Origin of the sequence: Akkermansia sp. N21169 (genome assembly GCF_029854675.1) — a bacterium.
Classification (GTDB): domain Bacteria; phylum Verrucomicrobiota; class Verrucomicrobiia; order Verrucomicrobiales; family Akkermansiaceae; genus Akkermansia.
This window is the reverse complement of the sequence record NZ_JARWNC010000041.1, coordinates 375,132-393,429: the sequence shown is the minus strand read 5'-3', so window position 1 is coordinate 393,429 and position 18,298 is coordinate 375,132. Positions and strand designations below refer to the sequence as shown.

At 52.3% G+C, this 18,298-nt stretch carries 15 protein-coding genes and 1 tRNA gene; 9 read left to right on the top strand and 7 right to left on the bottom strand.

Annotated features, from left to right (window positions below):
• Nucleotides 1-7: 7 nt before the first annotated feature.
• The 4 genes from QET40_RS12125 to QET40_RS12110 all read left to right on the top strand — a co-directional run bounded on the left by QET40_RS12125 (nt 8) and on the right by QET40_RS12110 (nt 4,942).
• Nucleotides 8-940, top strand: coding sequence for a D-alanine--D-alanine ligase (locus tag QET40_RS12125; protein WP_280127435.1), 933 nt, complete (start codon nt 8-10; stop codon nt 938-940).
• A 36-nt stretch (nt 941-976) separates the two neighbouring features.
• Entirely contained in the window at nt 977-1,900 is a 924-nt protein-coding gene (locus QET40_RS12120; protein WP_280127434.1) for an FtsQ-type POTRA domain-containing protein, read from the top strand.
• Between the two features lie 62 nt (nt 1,901-1,962).
• Nucleotides 1,963-2,925 carry a methionyl-tRNA formyltransferase gene (gene fmt, locus QET40_RS12115; protein ID WP_280127433.1) on the top strand — a complete coding sequence of 321 codons (963 nt, stop codon included), beginning with the start codon at nt 1,963-1,965 and terminating at the stop codon, nt 2,923-2,925.
• A gap of 10 nt (nt 2,926-2,935) precedes the next feature.
• On the top strand, nt 2,936-4,942 hold the full coding sequence (locus QET40_RS12110; protein ID WP_280127432.1) for a UvrD-helicase domain-containing protein: 2,007 nt from the start codon (nt 2,936-2,938) through the stop codon (nt 4,940-4,942).
• A gap of 33 nt (nt 4,943-4,975) precedes the next feature.
• On the opposite strand, the gene QET40_RS12105 is transcribed toward QET40_RS12110, so the two are convergent.
• The 4 genes from QET40_RS12105 to QET40_RS12090 all read right to left on the bottom strand — a co-directional run bounded on the left by QET40_RS12105 (nt 4,976) and on the right by QET40_RS12090 (nt 10,509).
• The gene (locus QET40_RS12105; protein WP_280127431.1) at nt 4,976-5,821 is read right to left on the bottom strand and encodes an endonuclease/exonuclease/phosphatase family protein; all 846 of its coding nucleotides are present in this window, start codon (nt 5,819-5,821) and stop codon (nt 4,976-4,978) included.
• 215 nt (nt 5,822-6,036) lie between these two features.
• On the bottom strand, nt 6,037-6,351 hold the full coding sequence (locus QET40_RS12100) for a YbaB/EbfC family nucleoid-associated protein (protein ID WP_280127430.1): 315 nt from the start codon (nt 6,349-6,351) through the stop codon (nt 6,037-6,039).
• Between the two features lie 53 nt (nt 6,352-6,404).
• Nucleotides 6,405-8,570, bottom strand: coding sequence for a DNA polymerase III subunit gamma/tau (dnaX, locus tag QET40_RS12095; protein WP_280127429.1), 2,166 nt, complete (start codon nt 8,568-8,570; stop codon nt 6,405-6,407).
• Between the two features lie 205 nt (nt 8,571-8,775).
• Entirely contained in the window at nt 8,776-10,509 is a 1,734-nt protein-coding gene (locus QET40_RS12090; protein ID WP_280127514.1) for an ABC transporter ATP-binding protein, read from the bottom strand.
• A gap of 135 nt (nt 10,510-10,644) precedes the next feature.
• On the opposite strand from QET40_RS12090, the gene QET40_RS12085 reads away from it, so the two are divergent.
• The 3 genes from QET40_RS12085 to QET40_RS12075 all read left to right on the top strand — a co-directional run bounded on the left by QET40_RS12085 (nt 10,645) and on the right by QET40_RS12075 (nt 12,890).
• Nucleotides 10,645-11,418 (top strand): hypothetical protein, encoded by a 774-nt coding sequence (locus QET40_RS12085; RefSeq protein WP_280127428.1) that lies wholly within the window; start codon nt 10,645-10,647, stop codon nt 11,416-11,418.
• 35 nt (nt 11,419-11,453) lie between these two features.
• On the top strand, nt 11,454-12,236 hold the full coding sequence (locus tag QET40_RS12080) for a hypothetical protein (RefSeq protein ID WP_280127427.1): 783 nt from the start codon (nt 11,454-11,456) through the stop codon (nt 12,234-12,236).
• 435 nt (nt 12,237-12,671) lie between these two features.
• Nucleotides 12,672-12,890, top strand: a complete 219-nt coding sequence (locus QET40_RS12075; protein WP_280127426.1) for a hypothetical protein — start codon at nt 12,672-12,674, stop codon at nt 12,888-12,890.
• A gap of 95 nt (nt 12,891-12,985) precedes the next feature.
• Here the strand turns inward: QET40_RS12075 and QET40_RS12070 are convergent, their stop codons facing one another.
• Nucleotides 12,986-15,205 (bottom strand): alpha-N-acetylglucosaminidase, encoded by a 2,220-nt coding sequence (locus QET40_RS12070; RefSeq protein ID WP_280127425.1) that lies wholly within the window; start codon nt 15,203-15,205, stop codon nt 12,986-12,988.
• A gap of 208 nt (nt 15,206-15,413) precedes the next feature.
• Between QET40_RS12070 and QET40_RS12065 the strand changes: the two genes are divergently transcribed.
• Together QET40_RS12065 and QET40_RS12060 are read left to right on the top strand one after the other, a co-directional pair.
• Nucleotides 15,414-15,504: transfer RNA gene (locus QET40_RS12065), tRNA-Ser, on the top strand.
• Nucleotides 15,505-15,629: 125 nt separating this feature from the next.
• Nucleotides 15,630-15,881, top strand: coding sequence for a hypothetical protein (locus QET40_RS12060; protein ID WP_280127424.1), 252 nt, complete (start codon nt 15,630-15,632; stop codon nt 15,879-15,881).
• A 99-nt stretch (nt 15,882-15,980) separates the two neighbouring features.
• On the opposite strand, the gene radC is transcribed toward QET40_RS12060, so the two are convergent.
• Together radC and QET40_RS12050 are read right to left on the bottom strand one after the other, a co-directional pair.
• Nucleotides 15,981-16,700 (bottom strand): DNA repair protein RadC, encoded by a 720-nt coding sequence (radC, locus tag QET40_RS12055; protein WP_280127423.1) that lies wholly within the window; start codon nt 16,698-16,700, stop codon nt 15,981-15,983.
• Nucleotides 16,697-18,196, bottom strand: a complete 1,500-nt coding sequence (locus QET40_RS12050) for an NAD(P)H-hydrate dehydratase (RefSeq protein ID WP_280127422.1) — start codon at nt 18,194-18,196, stop codon at nt 16,697-16,699. The genes radC and QET40_RS12050 overlap by 4 nt, the downstream gene beginning before the upstream one ends.
• Between the last annotated feature and the right edge of the window lie 102 nt (nt 18,197-18,298).

The window sequence follows — 18,298 nt, the reverse complement described above, 5'->3', positions numbered from 1 at the left end:
TACGGTTATGAATCTTTCGAAAGATACAAGAATTGCTGTCCTGATTGGCGGTCCGGGAGCTGAACGGGAAGTTTCCCTCGTTTCCGGCCGGGCTGTGGCGGGTGCTTTGCGGGATGGCGGGTTTACGCACGTGACGGAAGTGGATGTCCGGACGCCGGACTTTGTCCTGCCCGAAGGGACGGAGCTGGCTTACAACGTGATCCACGGGACTTTCGGCGAAGACGGTTCGTTGCAAAGAACATTGGAAGCCAGAGGAATGCCTTACACGGGAGCGGGTGTCAGAACTAGTGAGATTGCCTTCGACAAGGTGAAATCCAAGGAGGTTTTCATGGAAGCGGGAGTTCCGACCCCCGCTTGTGAGATTCTGGATTGTTCCGATGGGCTTGTGTTGCCTACTCTTCCATTACCCCTGGTGATCAAGCCGGCTTGCGAAGGATCCAGCGTAGGTGTTCATATTGTCCATAAGCAGGAGGATTTGCTGCCGGCGATGGAAGAAGTCGTTCAGCATGGTACGGCCATCCTCGTGGAAGAATTTATCCAGGGCAAGGAACTGACGGTAGGTATCCTGGACGGCGTGGCTCTGCCTGTCGTCCACATCTGTCCGCGTTCCGGGTTTTATGATCTGAAGAACAAGTATCCGTGGATGAATATGGGAGGCGGTACGGATTACATTTGTCCGGCCGATATTTCCAAGGAGGCTACGCTTGCCGTACAGGAGGCCGCCCTGGCCGCATACAAAGCGGTAGGAGTGGAAGTTTATGGCAGGGTCGATGTGATGTTGCGCGATTCAGACCAGAAGCCTTTTGTGCTGGAAATCAACACGATTCCGGGGATGACTTCCTCCAGCCTTCTGCCTAAGGCCGCTGGTGAGATCGGATTGTCCTATGAGGCTCTTTGTGAGCGTATCGCAGAAATTTCACTGGCGACAAGCCGGGGGTGACCCGATCCGTTGCCTTATACCATTCTACTTTGATCCATGGCCCGCAAATCCACAACTTGTATCCAACCGGGAAGCAAGCGCGAGGAAATGCGGGCTTTGGAAAAGGAGTTGATTAAAAAAGGCTTTCGTCCGCGTTTTTGGAAGCGTTTTGGCCGTCGGCTCGTTTCTGTGCTGACGCTTCTGGTGATTTTCTTTGCCTTGGCATGGAGTATTAGGTTCCTGTGGTCCAATTATATCTCCAGGTATGATGGACTTTCCTTTAAGGAACTGGAACTCAAAACAAATGGGGTTATTCTTGAGGATCAAGTACTGCAGCTGATGGGGCTGCAGGGCAAGGAGGTGCTGCTATCGTTGGATGTGGATGCCTTGGAACAGAAACTGATGGCTTTTCCTGCCATCAGAAAGGCGACCGTCCGCCGGGAACTCCCGTCTACATTGTGTGTGGAGATCGATGCCCGGGTGCCTATTGCCTGGCTTGACTGCCCCAAGCTGGGCATCCGTTCCCATGATGTTGAACACGGTATGTTTGTGGATGCCGATGGTGTGGTGTTTCCTTGCCATAAGGAAATTCACAAAGACTATATGGATTGCCCGATACTGTCCGTGCCGACGCCGGACGAAGGTGAGATTTCTCCGGGAGAAAAGGTGGAAATTCTGGACCGTGCCGTGGATTTGATCGTGTTGATCCGTCGTGAAAAGTCCGAATTCATCTCCAAGCTCAGTAGAATCAGCATTCGTAACGAATGGTCTTATCTGGTTGAGTTCGAAGATGGATGTGAAGCGGTTTTCGGGGTGTATGATACGGAACGACAGGTGGAAAATTTCCTGATGATCCAGCAAAATGCCCGGAAGACGCACCGTAAGATAAGAAAAATCAACTTGATTCAGGAACGGAATGTTCCGGTCGAATACGACAGAAACTACGAGAATATCCCGATTGCCGAGCCGGTGACCGAGTAAAAATGACTGTCTTTGCGACTTAGCCGTTGACCAATGTTGGGTCACACGGCAATCTCACCCTCATGCGCATCGTATTCATGGGAACTGGCAATATCGCATTGCCTTCATTCCGCCGGTTATTGAACAAGTCCAATGTCGTTGGTCTCGTGACGCAGCCGGATCGTCCTGTCGGACGGCATCAGGTCATGACTCCGCCTGCACTCAAAGTGATGGCCGAGGATGCGGATGTTCCTGTCTTGCAACCAGAATCGCTTCGAAAGCCGGAGGCTGTCCAAGCGCTGGCGGAGTTGAAGCCGGACCTTATCGTTGTGATGGCTTATGGACAGATTCTCTCCGAGGAAGTGATCTCCATGCCCCCTCTGGGCTGCATCAATGCCCATGCATCGATCTTGCCGCGGCACCGTGGCGCGTCCTGTATCGCCGCCGCCATTAAGGAAGGAGACTCCTCCACGGGGGTGACGATTATGCATATGGTTCGCAAACTGGACGCCGGGGATATCATCAAGTCCGTGTCGCTTCCTCTGATGGGCAAGGAAACCTGCGGGATGATGCATGATGTTCTCGCGAATCTGGCCCCCGATGTGCTGATGGACGTGATCCATTCTATCGAATCCGGAACGGCTACGCGAACGCGCCAGAACGAATATCTGGCGACGTATGCTCCCAAATTGCAGAGATCTGACGGATTGATTGACTGGAATCTGTCGGCCGTGGAAATTGAACGCGCCATGCGTGCATATGATCCCTGGCCGGGTACGTACACCTTGTTCAGGGATCGCAAGGGCAGGATCAAGACATTGAAACTTTTCCCCTGTGCAAAAGTCAAAAAGGAAAGCCGTGGCGTGCCAGGTGAGATCCTCTCGATTGGAGAGCATGGTCTCCTCGTTGCTTGTGCGGAAGGGGCACTTTTGGTGCCTGCCGTCCAGCCGGATGGCGGCAAGCGTATGTCGGTGGCGCAATTTGCTGCAGGTCGCCCCCTTGATCCGGGAATGATTTTTAATCCTGTTGAAGACCGAAACGGATAATTGAAATACCATGGCATCGTCATTTTCTCTCGACAGCTTGAACCGGGCGCAAAGACAGGCCGTCGTTACGTTAAATGGCCCGGTGCTTATTCTTGCCGGAGCCGGTACCGGCAAGACGCGTACGGTGACGTGCCGTATCTCTCATATGGTGGAACATGGTATTCCGGGACGCAATATCCTGGCTGTTACGTTTACAAACAAGGCTGCCAATGAAATGCGTGAACGCATTGGCCAGATGGTCGCGCGCAAAGCCGCCCGAGCCATGATGATCAGCACGTTCCACTCCCTGTGTACGCGTATCCTGCGCGAGGATATCGGGAAACTGGGCTATAAGGAAAATTTTACGATTTATGCCGGTAGCGATCAGGTGGGGCTGTTGCGCCAGTTGATCGTGAGGCATGGCGGGAGAAAAGAAAAGGTGGAGCCCAAGGATGTACTGGCAGCCATGAGCTCAGTGAAGAATGCCGGTCTCAATATCGATTCTATCAAGGATGATTTGCTGGCGACGATTGCATCTTCGTACCAGCGGGAACTGATTGCCCAGAATGCGGTGGACTTTGACGACCTGTTGATTATGGCGGAGAAGATCCTGCGGGAATATCCCGATGTCCGTGAAGCCTGGAGGAGCAGGTTCCGCTACATTACGGTGGACGAATTCCAGGATACCAACAGCCTGCAAATGAGCCTTCTCAAGCAGCTTGTCGGACCGGAACATAACGTTTGCGTCGTGGGGGACGACGACCAATCCATCTACGGGTGGCGCGGTGCGCAGATCAGTAATATTCTGGATTTCGAACGTTTCTTCCCCAATCCTACCGTGATCAAGCTGGAGGAGAATTACCGTTGTACGGCGCCGATTCTTAATGCTGCAAATGCTTTGATCAAGCATAACCTCGGGCGCCGTGAGAAAACCTTGTACGCCCACAAGGGCAATGGTGAACCTGTCAGGCTCATTTCCATGCCGGGGGATGCGGAAGAAGCGGAATTTATTGTCACGGATCTCGAAACGATACGCCGCCGCGAGAACAGGAACTGGGAGGATTTTGCCATCCTTTTCAGGGCCAATACACAGAGCCGTATTATCGAGCAAACCCTTCGAGAACATAAAATCCCGTATAGAATGGTGGGCACCCAAAGCTTCTTCGACCGCAAAGAGGTGAAGGATTTGATTGCCTATCTGGGGTTGATGGACAATCCTAAGGCGGATTTGCACCTCCTGCGCGTTCTCAATACTCCGCCACGCGGCATCAGTGAAACGACGGCACATCTTGCAATCGACTGGAGCCGGGAACACGAACAGAGCGTCTGGGAAGCCTTGAATGATGAAGAACTGTTGTCGCAGTTTTCGACTCGCGTGCGTAACAGCGTCCAGGAATTCTGTCGTCTGGTTGATAAATATGCAACCTTGTTTGCCGCTAGCGAACAGGACTTTGGCGATCTTCTTGCGGAATTGATTGAGGAGACCGGCTATGAAGGTTATGTTTGCCGCAGTTGCAAGACGGAGAACGAGGAGCAGAAACGTCTCATAGGGATCGGGGACGTCAAGGCCGACCTCAGACGCTACTGGGAGCCCGGTAAAAACCTGACCGACTATCTGGCCAAGGTCTCTCTTGATCAGGACGATGATGATGACGATGTAGAAAACAAGGCCGGTGTATGCCTGATTACCATGCATGCCTCCAAGGGTCTCGAATTTCCGATTGTCTACCTTGTTGGTCTCGAAGAAGGGATTCTGCCTCACAAACGTTCTCTTGAAGACGGAAATTGCGATGAAGAGAGACGCCTTCTTTACGTCGGTATTACGCGTGCCCAGGAACGCCTGATGATGACTTTTTGTTCGACTCGCCTCCGGTATGGAGATCGCATGCCGTGTCGTCGTTCATCATTTATCGGAGAAATCCCGGAAGATCTCTACATTTACGAAACCTGGGAGGAGATCATGGAGCAAGAGATAACTCCCGAGGAAGAGTCCGACTTTATTTCCTCTCTCCGGAGCATGATTATCGACGAAGACTGAACGGTTGGTGAAGGAAACCGCGTGTTATCCTTGTCAATGTTTGGAGATATCGGAAACAACGGCTTTGTGGATGGCTCCGGGGATGGTGACCGTGTCTGAATGGATAGGCAGCAGAGGGGACGTCGTGAAAATCCTGTTTTGGCGCAGGATGGGAAATTGTGCCGGAGTCGTTGCTCCGAACCCCGTTCCCGTTTCCCGGTAAACATCCAAAAAATTGCTGCCGATGGATTTGAATGTGGAAGATGAAGGGGCCGCATTGAAGTTTCCAGCCATAATGATGGGCATGTTGCCGACTTTGTTTCCCTGGTCTTTCAACGCATTTAAGATGTTGTCGATTTCAAGCCGGTGGAAAGAACGGAGTTTGGAATAGTATTTCCAGTGTTCGGGAAGAAGGAAGTTCATCTTCGTCTGACGATGGGCCAGGCTGATATTGACTAGACGGATAGGAAGGTTGGAATGGCGGGGAATCCAGTCAACCATCAGACTTTCCGTATCGGGGATAGGCGCTACTTGGGAGAGTTCCCCGTTGGAACAAATAATGGCGCATGTGCCGATTTGGCGGGCACGGGCGGAGTTGCCGAACAGGGTCAGGGCCATTTCGACTGTTTGATTCGGGTCTCTGGCCCCTTGGAGGAAAATGACATCGGCATTGAGCTTGGCCAGGGCGGCTGTGGGTATGTTTTTCATGCCTCGGCAATCAATGGTGACGATGCGCCACGATTGGAGGCCGGGGTGAGATGGCAGTTTGTACTGGTTCATTCCCGTTCTGGCGATGGAGGGAAGGGAATCCAGAGTGGTGATGCCGTACAATGTCCAGAGGAGGAAAACGACCAACCCGATTTTCGAACGGAAGAAGATCCAGGCGAGGACTGCGGGCATGCCCAGGACTGAGGCCCATATCCACTGGGGAATAGTGGATATGATTGCTGTTATGTCGGATCCTTTGTAAAAGGAAAAAGAGATAAGAAACAGCCCGCACAGAGAAAAAAAGGCCATAAGCCTGCCGCACTGGAGCCCCAGATTGCGGTAGGCTGAATTACTGTGCTTCTTGCGGGGTATGGAGGAGAGAGCTGGCACAGTAGGGAAACTGGTGCTTACATGCCGAAGCCGGGAGGCAATTCCATGCCGCCAGTCAGCTTTTTCATTTCCGATGCGGCCTTTTCCTTACCTTTGCTGATGGCGTTCTGGATGGTTGCAAGCAGAAGTTCTTGAAGGAATTCAGCATCGTTGGGATCCAGAATGGAAGGATCGATTGTGAGAGAGGTAATTGTGCCGTCGCAGGTGGCCGTTACTTTGATTTTACCGGCGGCTCCTTCCGATTCAACAGTTTCGGTGGCGAGCTTTTCTTGAGCGGCGGCAAGCCCGGCCTGCATTTCCTGGGCTTGTTTCATCAATTTCATGATATTCATGGTGGTCTGTTAGGATATGTATTGAGGAGGGAGAAAATGGTGGGCACACCATTTCAGGAGATGATACGTGCTTTGAAGATGGCCAGGGCTTTTTCAATAAAGGGATCTTTGTAGTAGTCCTCGGCCTGCTTTTCTTCGTCGACTAGCTTGGGTGCTTCAACGGGAGGTTCCGGAGCCGGGGGAAGCGGCTTGGGTTTGGGTTTTTGTTCCGGTTCGGGGATGGGTTCCGGTTCGGGAGGTTCCGGGACGAGGGAACTCATTTCAACGCGGAGAGTGATGGGACAGTGCAGCAATTCGGTCAGGATTGTTTCTGCCTGTTCTTTCAGGCTGGGGTGCTGCAGGGTGTCCCTTGCCTGGCTGTCGGTAGGGTGTACGCCGACGGTGTAGAAGCCGCCTTGGCGACTGAGGAAAGCCGAATACTGGATGAATCCCGCCTTGAGGGGAGAAGTGGAGGAAAGGCGAACAATGGTCTCTTTCCAGGCAGCTTCGTCCTCGTTCCGATCAGAGGTGTCTTCAATTTCCGGTTGAGTAGTCTCCTCTTTGGCGGGGAGAGGTTCCGGTTCTCCCGTGAACAGGTTGTTCATGAAGCATTCCGTCCCGGTATCTTCCTGCAAAAATTCTTCAGACTCGTCCATCGAATCTGTTTCAGGAGGACGGACGGGGTCTGGGGACAAGGCCGAGAGAGGTTCGGGTATGGACGATGACTTCGGCATGGGTTCTGCCGGTTCTTCTGGCTGAGAGTCGGGAGTGTTATCGGTTTTCCCTTCGGAAAGATTGGGCTCGGGAGCGGTATCTTCGGAAGAGGGGATGGTTTCCTGCGGGATTGTTTCTCTGGTCGGTTCCGGTGCTTCTGTCTTATTGGACTCGGGAGCGGAAATCTCCTGTTCCGGAATGGAAGGAGTCTGTTCTTCCGGAGTAGGTTTGACCGGGGATAGCTGGCTATCTATCGCTTGGGGAGTCTGGGGTATCCGGGAATCTTCATCCCGGTTCTCCGGAACAATCGGGGCGGGCTGAGACTGGGCGGGAGCCGGAATCTGGGTAGCGGAAAAGGAGGGGGGGGAGGATACTTCGATCGGAGTGTGGGGAATCGGCGCTCCTTCAATGGCTTTGATGATATCGCTGATGCTGGCTTCGGCCATGGCATGGACTGCCTTGATGAGACCCATTTCCAGATGCAAGCGTTTCTGAGTGGACCACCTCATCTTATCTTCCGTGTCAGAGAGGATCTCGACGAGACGAAGGATTTTGTCCGTCCTGGTTTTTACGACGATGGCGGAGATGCGCTCCTGAAGTTCCGGAGGAATAGAGGCGATGGAGGCGGAAGTATCGACCTTGCTGACAAGTACTTCGCGGACGGTAGAGATGATTTCCGAGAGGAGCTGTCCCATATCCCTGCCGGCTTCCGCCTGTTCCTGAACGAGGCGGAGCAGGGCAGGCAGGTTCTTTTCCAAAATCAAAGCCAGGCCCGTGGCGACGGTTTCGCGGGACGTGATCCCGAAAATGTTCAAAACTTGGGCTTCCTCAATGGAATTACCGCAGAATGAGACGAGCTGGTCGAGCATGGACTGGGCGTCGCGCATCCCCCCGTCGGCTACTTTCGCAATGGCGAATGCAGCTTCGCGAGAGAGTTTGACGTGCTCCAGGTCACAGATATGCAGGAGGTGTTCGGCGATAATTTCCGCCGGGATGGGACGTAGGTCGAAACGCTGACAACGGGACAGAATTGTTGGGAGAATTTTGTGCGGTTCGGTTGTTGCAAAGATAAATTTGACGTGGGGAGGAGGTTCTTCCAACGTTTTCAGCAGAGCATTGAAAGATTCTTTGGTGAGCATGTGGACTTCATCGATGTACACAATGCGGAATGTGCCGCGCGAAGGAGCAAAGCGTACATTGTCGCGCAAGTCGCGGATATGGTCGATCCCGCGATTGGATGCTCCGTCAATCTCCAATACATCCAGGCTGCGCCCTTCGGCTATTTCCCGGCAAATATCCTCGTTGGGATCAAAATCAACGCGGGGACCGCCGGTACAATTGAGCGCTTTGGCGAAGATGCGTGCAGTGGATGTTTTCCCCGTTCCGCGAGGGCCGACGAACAGGTAGGCATGCGCCAGGCGGTTCTGCTCAATGGCGTTGCGCAGGGTACGGACAACATGATCCTGACCCAAAACGTCGTCGAAGGTCAGGGGACGGTATTTTCTGGCAAAGACCTGATAGCTCACGGTGAGCAAGGTTAATGAAAAGCCCGGGAAGAGGAAAGCAAATTACAAATTATTTGGGTCTGCGAAGATATTTCGGATGCGTTGGTTTTTCTTCATGGGTTACTATTGCAGGCAATAGGAATGATTGAAACGGCGTTACGATCGTAAATCAGGCAGTTGAACCGGGCGAGTGTGTCGGCGGGGCTATCTGTCAGAAGATGCGTAATCATGTGTTGTGTTCGGAAAGGAATGACTTCCGCGACAGGGAGGCATATGTACCGTCGAGGGCAATAAGTTCGTCATGGGTTCCTTGTTCGACAATTTCACCCTGTTCCAGAACGCAGATGATGTCTGCATGGCGTATCGTGGAAAGTCTGTGGGCGATGACAAAGGAGGTTCTGCCTTTCATGAGGGTGTCCAGTGCCTGCTGGATTTGCTTTTCCGTATGGGTGTCGACGCTGGCTGTAGCCTCGTCCAGCAGAAGGATCGGGGGATTTTTCAGGAGCGCCCGGGCGATGGAAATACGTTGCTTTTCGCCGCCTGAAAGTTTGATTCCGCGTTCACCGACATTGGTATCCAGTCCTTCGGGCAGAGCCTGGACGAATTCGTCTGCATGGGCGGCTGCAAGCGCTTGAAAAATCTCATCGTCGGTGGCATTCCGTTTTCCCAAGAGCATGTTTTCGCGTACCGTACCGTTGAAGAGGAAAGATTCCTGCGTGACGTATCCCAGGGCGGTGCGGAGGCTGGCTTTGGATAAAAGGGAGAGGGGTTGCCCGTCCAGATAGATCTCTCCGTCCGTGCATTCGTAAAAACGGGTGAGCAGGGAAAGCAGGGTTGATTTACCGGCTCCGGTAGCTCCGACCAGGGCCACCATTTGTCCCGGCCTGATGGAAAGATTGATATGGTGCAAAGTAGGGACTCCCGGCACATAATTGAAGGAAACGTTGTCGAAAAGAATTTCGCCGCGAACAGGCATTTGAAGATGGTTCCCTTCATTCGAATTTTCCTCTTCCTTTTCATCCAGAATTTCAAAGACGCGGATGGCGGCTGCCCTGCCTCCGAGAAGGATGTGGTTAAGCTGGTGGAGTCTGGCAAGGGGTTCGTAGAGGAATCCCATCATCAGGAAGAATTGCAGCCATTCTCCCATGTCCAGATTTCCCTTCATGACAGCTTGTCCTCCGAAGGCAAGAACGGCGACGAAACCGAGGGAACTGATGAAACTCATACCCGGGTTGAACACGGCCCAGCAACGCATGATTCGTAGCGTGGCGGATTTGAGGACTGAAGAAAACTGGCGGAAGATACGGTGCTCTTCCTCTTCTGCGGCGTAGGCTTTTACCTGGCGTATTCCCGCTATATTATCGTGCAGCAGGGCATTGAGATTGCCTGTAGCTTCGCGTTCGGCACGGAATCTGCCGTGGCTGTCGCGGGAGTAGAACAGAGAACCGGCCAGAAGCAGAGGAAGAGGGAGCGTAGCCCAGACGGCAACCGACGGATTGATGTAAAACAGAGCCGCCGCCATGGCGATTACCTGAATGGATGCTACAAGCCCTTGTTCCACCCCGTCAATCAAGACTCGCTCCATCGAGGTGACGTCTTCCATGATGCGCGACATGATGTCCCCCGTCCTGCGGGAATCGAACCAGGAAAGAGGAAGCCTCTGTATTTTTCCGTGCAGATCGCTCCTGAGATCAAAGATGACTTTTTGCTCAAATGTATTGTTGAGAAGGATGCGGCACATGTTGCATGCGTCACGGATCAGGAAGCCTCCGAGTGCCAGACCGGACCAAAACCAGAGTTCGTCCCACTTTTTTCCAGGTACGATCGTGTTGGTGATGTAACGTGTCACTTCCGGGAAAATGACGAGAGCCAAAGTCATCATGATGGCGCAAAATAGCTGTAAACTCGCTAAAATAGGGTATTTGCGCAGATAGGAGAATACTCTGAGAAGGGGATGCATCACACTTTTTTTGTTACTGCCGAAAGTGACGGGAGGAAAGAAAAAATCGTTCCCCTGTATTTTGGTGTTGAAATCGTCCAATCAACATGACAGTTTGTAAGGAGTTTACGAAACCTATATACGCTCTTTCATCCTATGTGGACCAAAATCTCAATCGCAGCCGTTGTCGTTATGCTTGCTGGTGGCTTTTTCGCCTACAAGAATAATGAGGCCCTTAACGCAGAAATTCAGGCACGTGATACTGCCAAAGCAACCCTTGCTCAGACCAATGAGCTTCTTGCAGACGAAGAAGCTAAATTGGCTGATGCAACGCAGAAGAGGAATTCTTATGAAGCCGACTGCAAGGCTCTCCAGCAAAAACTGGACGAACTGATCGCTTCCAATGACGCCATGACCAAGGCCATGGGGCCCAAGGAAGAAGAACTCAAAAACATGACTGCCCAGCTTGACTCGATCAAGGCCAAGAGCAAGGATATGGCTAACGTTGCCGAGACAATGCGTGAGATTGACCGCATGAAGGAAGACAACGCTAAATTGAAGGCTCAGGTCGATGCTGCCTCTGCCAAACGTGATGCTCTCGTTGCCAGGATTGGTCAGATAGACAGCGGCATTGCCGCTCTTAACAAATTGGAGTCTGACCAGCGCGCTCATGTTTCTCCGGCTTCTTTGAAGACTTCTATCCGCAACGTCTATGATACATGGGGCTTTGTCGTACTGGATTCCGGTGCCAATGCCGGTATCGTTCTTGGTTCTCGTCTGGCAGTGCTTCGCGATGGTAACAAGATTGCCGAACTCTCCGTTAGCAATGTAGAAACCGGTAAGTCCTCTGCAGATATCATTCCCTCTTCTCTCACTGAAGGCATTCAGATTCGCCCCGGTGATCAGGTAGTGGCCGTTCGTCCCCAGTAATTTTTCCTAATACTATTTACCTTTATCATACTTCCATGAAACCCGCTCTCTTAATACTCTTGCTCCTTGTTGGAGGCGCCGGTACCTACTTCTCTCTGAATCAAAAGGCTGAACTCACGGCTACGATTGAGAATAAATTGGAACTTGTTAATGAAAACAAGACACAGTCCGCATTGCATATCCAAAGGGAAGGCCAGCGTGAAGCTGCTGAAAAAGAAAGAGATCAGTGGCTGAAGAGCCGCAGTGAAAGACAGGCTGAGGTCGCCAAACAGCAGGACATTGCCAACGAATTGACAACAAAGCAGGAAGCCATTGCCAAGGAATTGACCGAGAAAAAAGCTCTCTACAAGCAGGTAGAAGATGAGCTTGCCTCTTACGGTGTGAAAGATCCGCAGGAAGTGGTTACCATGATGGAAGAAGCCAAAAAGAAGACTGAAGAACTCAATGGCGCTCTTGAGGAAATGAACACCCTCATCGAAGCTTCCGGCAAGAAGGCTGCCCAAAAGGAACTCCAGCTTGCCAATCTGCAGAAATCTCAGGAACTTTACAAGGCTAAGTTTGCTACGAATTCCAAGGAGTACATGGTGACGGCGGTCGATCCCCAGTGGGGCTTTGTTGTTCTCAATGCGGGCGAAAGCAGCACGCTTGAACCCAACACGATCCTTCTGGTAACGCGGAATGGTAAAAACATTGCCAAACTGAAAGTAACTTCCAAGGAAAGAAGCCAGACTGTGGCTGACATCGTTCCCGGTACCCTGGCCAAAGGCAACCGTGTGGAAGAAGGAGATCGCGTGTTCCTTCTTGCCCCACAGAGCTGATATCTTTCTGCAAGGTTTTCGTAAATATTTTCTCCGGCCCGGCATTCGCAAAGAATGCCGGGTTTTTTGTTGGAAGCACGAGAGAGGAGGGCGAGATCCTCCTTGCAATATGCCGGGAGCGAATCATAATTGTTAATTATGAAGAATCTGATGATGTTGTTGAGCGTTGGGCTTGTTGGCATGGCCTTTTCATCGTGTACAGGTCAGGACAATCCTTTGGATAGAGATCGCGTTCCCCAACCTCCTTCCGGAACGACGGAGAGGATGAAACCGATTAATCAAATTCAGAATTTTGAACAAAAGGCTGCTTTTGGTCCCTTGGTTTCTCCTCGTCGTTAAACTTTCCGGAGTTCTGTTTGACTTACCGTCCCCAGGTTCATGGATTTGTCTTGCCGTCATGGGAAGGCGGTGGTAGGGAATATCAACAATTAAGTTATGACCCAAGCAATCAAACATCTAATGACGGCCCTGTGCCTGGGATTCCTTGCTGCGACGTTTTCCTCATGCACATATATTATGAACGATGCGGGAGAAAAAGGAGAACGCATTCCTCAGCCTCCTCCCGGTACGACCTCCAGGCAGAAACCTTGGAATGAATCTCAGCGATTTGAAGCGGAAGCTACTCTTGGCCCGCTGGCGAAACCTCGCCGTTGATACGCAAAAACTGCGTTGAATTTTGAAAGCCGTACCTCTTTTCCAGATGGAAAGGGTACGGCTTTTGCGTAAATGGAGTAAAAAACAGGAATAACTCAGTTTTGGACCGGATAATACTTGTTCAGAATATCCGTAGCTATTTGCACGGAGTCCCCTTGCGGTACTGTCGGGTATCCGTTGCCGTTTCGTTCGACCCATTGTCCTTCATGCTGGATACACCATTTGGTGAAGGCCCTGGAATCAAATGATTTGTCCGTTCCGATCGTGGAACGGAGTCGGCTGATGAATTCTTCCCAGCGGGGGAGATAATAATCCTTGAGCAATCCTTGCCATTCACGCTTCGCATAGTCGGTGAGTCCGGCTCCCGGAGCTCCCCATGTCGTGAGAATTTGGCGAGCATTCTTTTCGTAATAATCTTTTTCTTCCGGGGTGTTGCCCCAGGTTCTCGCCTTATCGATCCACGCTCCGGTCAGGAATTCATGACGCGTGCCGACCAGTCGATCAAGGTCTCGGATCAGATTGAGCATTTTGTCGGCCTGACGGTCAAATTCGACCTTGTCTCCCCGTTTGAAAGCGCTCAGTAAAGCCGGTTGCGTATTGTCCGTTTCATAGGCAATAATCTGGCGTAACAGGTTGACGACATCATAGCGGAAGGCATCATTGTTCTTGCTTTCCTGCGTAGCCTGGAGCATGGAACGGAGAGCGTGAACCATGCTGCGCATCATCTCCTTGTTCCGGACTTGAGGGAGTTCCCCGAGAGCCGTATCCGGCAGTTGAGCAAAGCTTTTCTGATCGAAAACGGGCCGACGGGTGCAGACGGAACTTCTGTCCCGGTATGAGACGGGATAACGATTGAAGACCTCATTGATCAGGATATTCCATCCCTTGACGACAGCCGGATCATTACTGCCGGCTCTGCGGCGGGCATAGGCATCGTACCACACCTTCATGTCCGGAGCGGCATCGGCGTGCCAGGGAGCTTCCAGAGTGTATTCGAAGCCGACCGGATAGGCGGCGATCCCTTCCAGAGTAGACCCGACGCCCGTGCAGTTGGGCACTTTCATGGCAGAGGCAATGCTTCCGGCAATTTTTTGCAGTGGAGCATATTGATAAGTATTACCCCCGAAGTTGGCCAGGAAGTTCCAAATGAAGGGAGCGTTCTTGAAGCGATCCGTCTTACGGTAGAGTTCCCGTTCTTCACCCATGTATTCCAGAAGAACCATTTTACCTGAAGGAAGGGAGGAGAGCATGCCGTCCAGAGGTGTTTTGCCGTCCTTGTTTTTCTCCTGCCACCGGGGCATGAAATCGAATGTCCATCCCATTTGGTACCAGACGGCTTGTGGATCGGCCTCTTGCATACCCTTGCTGATACTTTGTGCGACACCTGCAATATAATCCGCCTCCCAGCTTGGCGGAGTGATTTCATTGAAAGGATCGGCGGCATAGAGGTGGTCTGTACCGTACATAGCTGTTTGTTCGTTCAGGAAACGTTTCTGAATATCGTTGAAGAGGGGATCCGTAGCATCAAGGAACCAGGTATTGTATTTTTTGAAACCACCCCAAGGGTGGATAGAAGTAATTTTTGCATCGGGACGTATTGTTTTCAGGGCTTCCGGGACATGGCCGGCAAACCCGGCCAGAATGGGTTTCATGCCCAGAGCACGGGCTTCTCGCAGAATTTGTTCCTGGATTTTTTGCTGTCCCTCAATATAGGCCATGGGTAGCGGACCACCCCACTTATCGATATTGGCCATTCGATGCCATGGCAGGTGGGCGGGAGCCGTAAAGAAGGAAAGAATCTGCTTTTCCGTCAACCCGTACGATTTCCAGACGCGTAGCCAGGTCGCTTCCTGTCCTCCGTGAATCAGAGGGCGATTTACTCCGTTCATCGCCATCCAGTCCAAAAAACGCTGCCAGCCGGCAGCATCCGTGTAAGGGAAAGTATAGCCGTAGGTACAATAATTCAGGAAAAAACGCTCTTTGGCTTTGCAGACGTGGCGTGTTTTTTCGTGAGGCAAAGGCAGAGGCCCCTTGACTTCCAGGGGCTTAATGGCCTGCCAATCATAACTGGTCATGGCATTGTAGCGTAGGTACCAGTTGAAGGCCATTGCCAGACTGATCCCGTTATTGCCGCGGAGGACAATTTTGTTGTTGCGGACATCGACTTCAAAGGCATCCATGCCTCCTTCATCGGGAATCAGTTCGCAAATGAACGATGTTGCATGTTGAGGTAAAACGCGTTGAATAAGTGCTTGCGCTGCAGTCAGGGGCGTTTTTTCCGGCATGGTGATTGCAGAGGCGGGTGCCTGTTCCATAGTATGCCCCAATGGAGAGACACAGAGAAAGGCTGGAATCATAAGCGAAGAAAAGAGAATAGATTTCACGGTATACGAATACGTTGTTTTTCATGGAAATATTTCAAAATCATGCAGAAATCCGGACATGATCTTACGATTCGTCCATTCCCTGTGAATAGGTGCTTTACACGTGCCGAACTTTATAGTAGGTAACTTGCCGTTACGCGGAGAGATGGCTGAGTTGGTTTAAGGCACTCGACTCGAAATCGAACGTGCGGGAGACCGTACCGAGGGTTCGAATCCCTCTCTCTCCGCCAAAATACTTGAGAAACCCCTTGCAAATGCTAGATACTGCAAGGGGTTTTTCTGTAATGCCAAGGAGTAACTTTTCCCTTCTTGATTCGTTACGCTATGACATAAACCCCATTTGCTCATACATACTATGAACAACAATACAGACAACAAAAACGAATTAACGGCAGGTATCCTTGAAGGAATTGTGGGAGGAGTCGAGATGCCATCGGAAGTGTCTGCCTATTATACGACAGGGGGACGTATCCAATTTACCGGTCCGAATCAGTTCAATTTTGTCATTGTAGCAGATAAATACGATGCCTTCATTGCCAAATATCCGAGCAAGGTTACTTTCATGAATGACAAGGATCATCTTGTCCCCTTGCTGGTTGGAAAGTGATCAAATCCGCTAGCGATCCGGGCCGGGTGAAAGACCGGCCCTTTTTGTTGCTGGTAGATAGAGTTTTTTTTGTTTTGTAACCGAGGCGGCAATGAATTTTCAATGTCGGGAAGTATGCTTGCCGAGCATGCCGCTGGCTTTGTAACTATAATAATTGCGGGGCATTAGCGAAGTGGGGGTTCCCATGATGATGTGGTCGTAGAATTGAATACCGAGTAGTTGGGCGGCATCGGCGATACGGGTTGTTGTCTGGTCGTCGGCTCTGCTGGGAGCCGGATTGCCGCTTGGGTGGTTGTGGGCGAGAATGAATGCGTGGGCCTGATGAACAATGGCGGGGCGGAGGATGTCACGCGGGTGTGCGATGGATTCGTTGAGGGAGCCGAGGGAGATGGTACATTTCCGGATGATGCACGAGCGAGTGTCGAGCAGGAGGACGAAAACCCCTTCCTGATCCAGGCGGCGGGTATCTTTGATGAGGTAGTCATAGACTGCATCGGGGCTGGATAGGGGGATGCGGCTGGAAGCTTCCTGGATGGCCCGAGCTCCCAGCTCGAAGGCGGCGGCCAGGGTGGCTGCCTTGGCTGAACCGATGCCTTTGATTAGCCCGCTGATGTCTGAAGCTTCCATGCGTGCGAGGGCATCGAGCGATCCCGCTTGGCGGATGAGCTCTGCCGAGACATCGAGAACGTTGCATCCGGCCGTGCCGGTCCGCAAAAGAATGGCGATGAGTTCGGATGCGGAGAGGGATTCTCTTCCATGGCGGACAAGTTTTTCCCGAGGTAGGAATTCGTCGGGGAGGTCTTGAAGTTTAGGACTCATGGCAGGGAGGCTTCGGAGATGGAACGGATGGCAAGGGGCAGGGCGCGGAGGGTGTCGCCCGCACAAAGGGTTTGCTCGGTTTGCCGCCCGGTTGCCAGGAGGATTTCCGAAGCGCATCCGCAGAGGTAGGTGGAGAGCAGGGCGGATTGGACGGGTGCCAGGCCCTGTGCGCACCACCCGGCGCAGACTCCTGCCAGGACATCGCCCTGTCCGGCTGTTGCCATGGCCGGTCCGCCTGACGAGTTGTAGAAAACAGGGGCTCCGGATGCAGTGACAATGGAGCGGGCTCCTTTATAAATAAGGGCTGCTTCGTGACGTCGGGTGAATTCCCGGGCAATTTCTTCCCGGGTGAGGCAGGAGGTGTCTGTATGAAGCAGGCGTTTCATTTCACCGGGATGCGGGGTTGCCAGGACATTGGGGCCGAGCGTCCAGTTTTCCCGTGCGGCACAGTTGAGGCCATCGGCATCCAGAACGATGGTTCCTTGGAATTCTCGGATGAAGCCGTGGATGATCCGGGCGTTTTTTTCGGAAATAGTTCCCAATCCGGGGCCGATGAGAAGTGTTTGGTAATGATCCGGTTCGCATTGATCGAAACCGGAGACTGGCTTGATCATGATTTCCGGAGGAAGTGCCGGGGCGAGAATCGGGTAAAGTTCTTCCGTGACGAAGAGGGTTACGAGTCCGGCTCCTGCCCGCAGAGCTGCTTCGGAACACAGTCTGGCGGCACCCGGCATGCTGTACGATCCGGCGATGACGGCAACATGTCCTGCCTGGTTTTTAAAGAGTTCGTAGGGACGGTGGATCGGGAATCGGCGTAGCAGATAGGAGTCAATCAGGATACGTTCGCTGCAGGAGTCCGGGAGTTCCAGCCCGTCCATGGGGATGGAAACGAGACGCCCGGCGTACGATGTGGCACTGTCGGCGAGGAGTCCCTGTTTAACTCCTCCGATGACTGATGTATGGTCTGCGACAACGGCGTCATCCGAGACTTCACCGGTGTCGCCATCGATTCCCGTGGGAAGGTCGATAGCCCAGGTGTGGAAGGCGTTGGAGGATTGTCTCATGCGGTTGATGGTACGGCAGCAGGCGGCAATTTCAGGCCGTAAGTCTCCTTTGGCTCCCAGTCCTAGAAGGCCGTCCAGCAGGAGGATATGGGGGAATTCCCGGCCGGAGGGATGGGTTTCCTTCTTCCACAAAGGACGGGATAGGCGCGAAAGCTGGAGCCGTGCGAGTTCTCCCCATTCTTCGGTGGGGTAGGGATGGGCGATATCGGCTTCCCATCCGCATTGTTGCAGAATGTTCAATACGGCGATGGCATCGCCTCCGTTATTGCCTTTTCCGGTGAAGGCGATGCATAGGCCGGGTTGGGGATAGAAACGGATGATGGCTTCGGCGATGTTTCGTGCGGCCTGGTTCATGAGATCCAGCGCGGGTGTGCCTGACGCGATCAATTGTTGTTCGGCGACCTGCATTTCTTGGCAACTACATACTTTCATCGTTTCCGATCATGCAGAAAAGTCTGGGAAAATCTACAAAAAAACGCCCGCAGTGTGATGCGGACGTTTCGGAAAGATCAGGGAAATAGGCAAGGAGAAGGG

What these genes read in the sequence shown, in the direction of transcription:
- QET40_RS12125 (WP_280127435.1), top strand. Translation starts at nt 8, where the DNA reads ATGAATCTTTCGAAAGATACAAGAATTGCTGTCCTGATTGGCGGTCCG.
- QET40_RS12120 (WP_280127434.1), top strand. Translation starts at nt 977, where the DNA reads ATGGCCCGCAAATCCACAACTTGTATCCAACCGGGAAGCAAGCGCGAG.
- fmt (WP_280127433.1), top strand. Translation starts at nt 1,963, where the DNA reads ATGCGCATCGTATTCATGGGAACTGGCAATATCGCATTGCCTTCATTC.
- QET40_RS12110 (WP_280127432.1), top strand. Translation starts at nt 2,936, where the DNA reads ATGGCATCGTCATTTTCTCTCGACAGCTTGAACCGGGCGCAAAGACAG.
- QET40_RS12105 (WP_280127431.1), bottom strand. Translation starts at nt 5,821, where the DNA reads ATGCCCGCAGTCCTCGCCTGGATCTTCTTCCGTTCGAAAATCGGGTTG.
- QET40_RS12100 (WP_280127430.1), bottom strand. Translation starts at nt 6,351, where the DNA reads ATGAATATCATGAAATTGATGAAACAAGCCCAGGAAATGCAGGCCGGG.
- QET40_RS12090 (WP_280127514.1), bottom strand. Translation starts at nt 10,509, where the DNA reads ATGCATCCCCTTCTCAGAGTATTCTCCTATCTGCGCAAATACCCTATT.
- QET40_RS12085 (WP_280127428.1), top strand. Translation starts at nt 10,645, where the DNA reads ATGTGGACCAAAATCTCAATCGCAGCCGTTGTCGTTATGCTTGCTGGT.
- QET40_RS12080 (WP_280127427.1), top strand. Translation starts at nt 11,454, where the DNA reads ATGAAACCCGCTCTCTTAATACTCTTGCTCCTTGTTGGAGGCGCCGGT.
- QET40_RS12075 (WP_280127426.1), top strand. Translation starts at nt 12,672, where the DNA reads ATGACCCAAGCAATCAAACATCTAATGACGGCCCTGTGCCTGGGATTC.
- QET40_RS12070 (WP_280127425.1), bottom strand. Translation starts at nt 15,205, where the DNA reads ATGGAACAGGCACCCGCCTCTGCAATCACCATGCCGGAAAAAACGCCC.
- QET40_RS12060 (WP_280127424.1), top strand. Translation starts at nt 15,630, where the DNA reads ATGAACAACAATACAGACAACAAAAACGAATTAACGGCAGGTATCCTT.
- radC (WP_280127423.1), bottom strand. Translation starts at nt 16,700, where the DNA reads ATGAGTCCTAAACTTCAAGACCTCCCCGACGAATTCCTACCTCGGGAA.
- QET40_RS12050 (WP_280127422.1), bottom strand. Translation starts at nt 18,196, where the DNA reads ATGAAAGTATGTAGTTGCCAAGAAATGCAGGTCGCCGAACAACAATTG.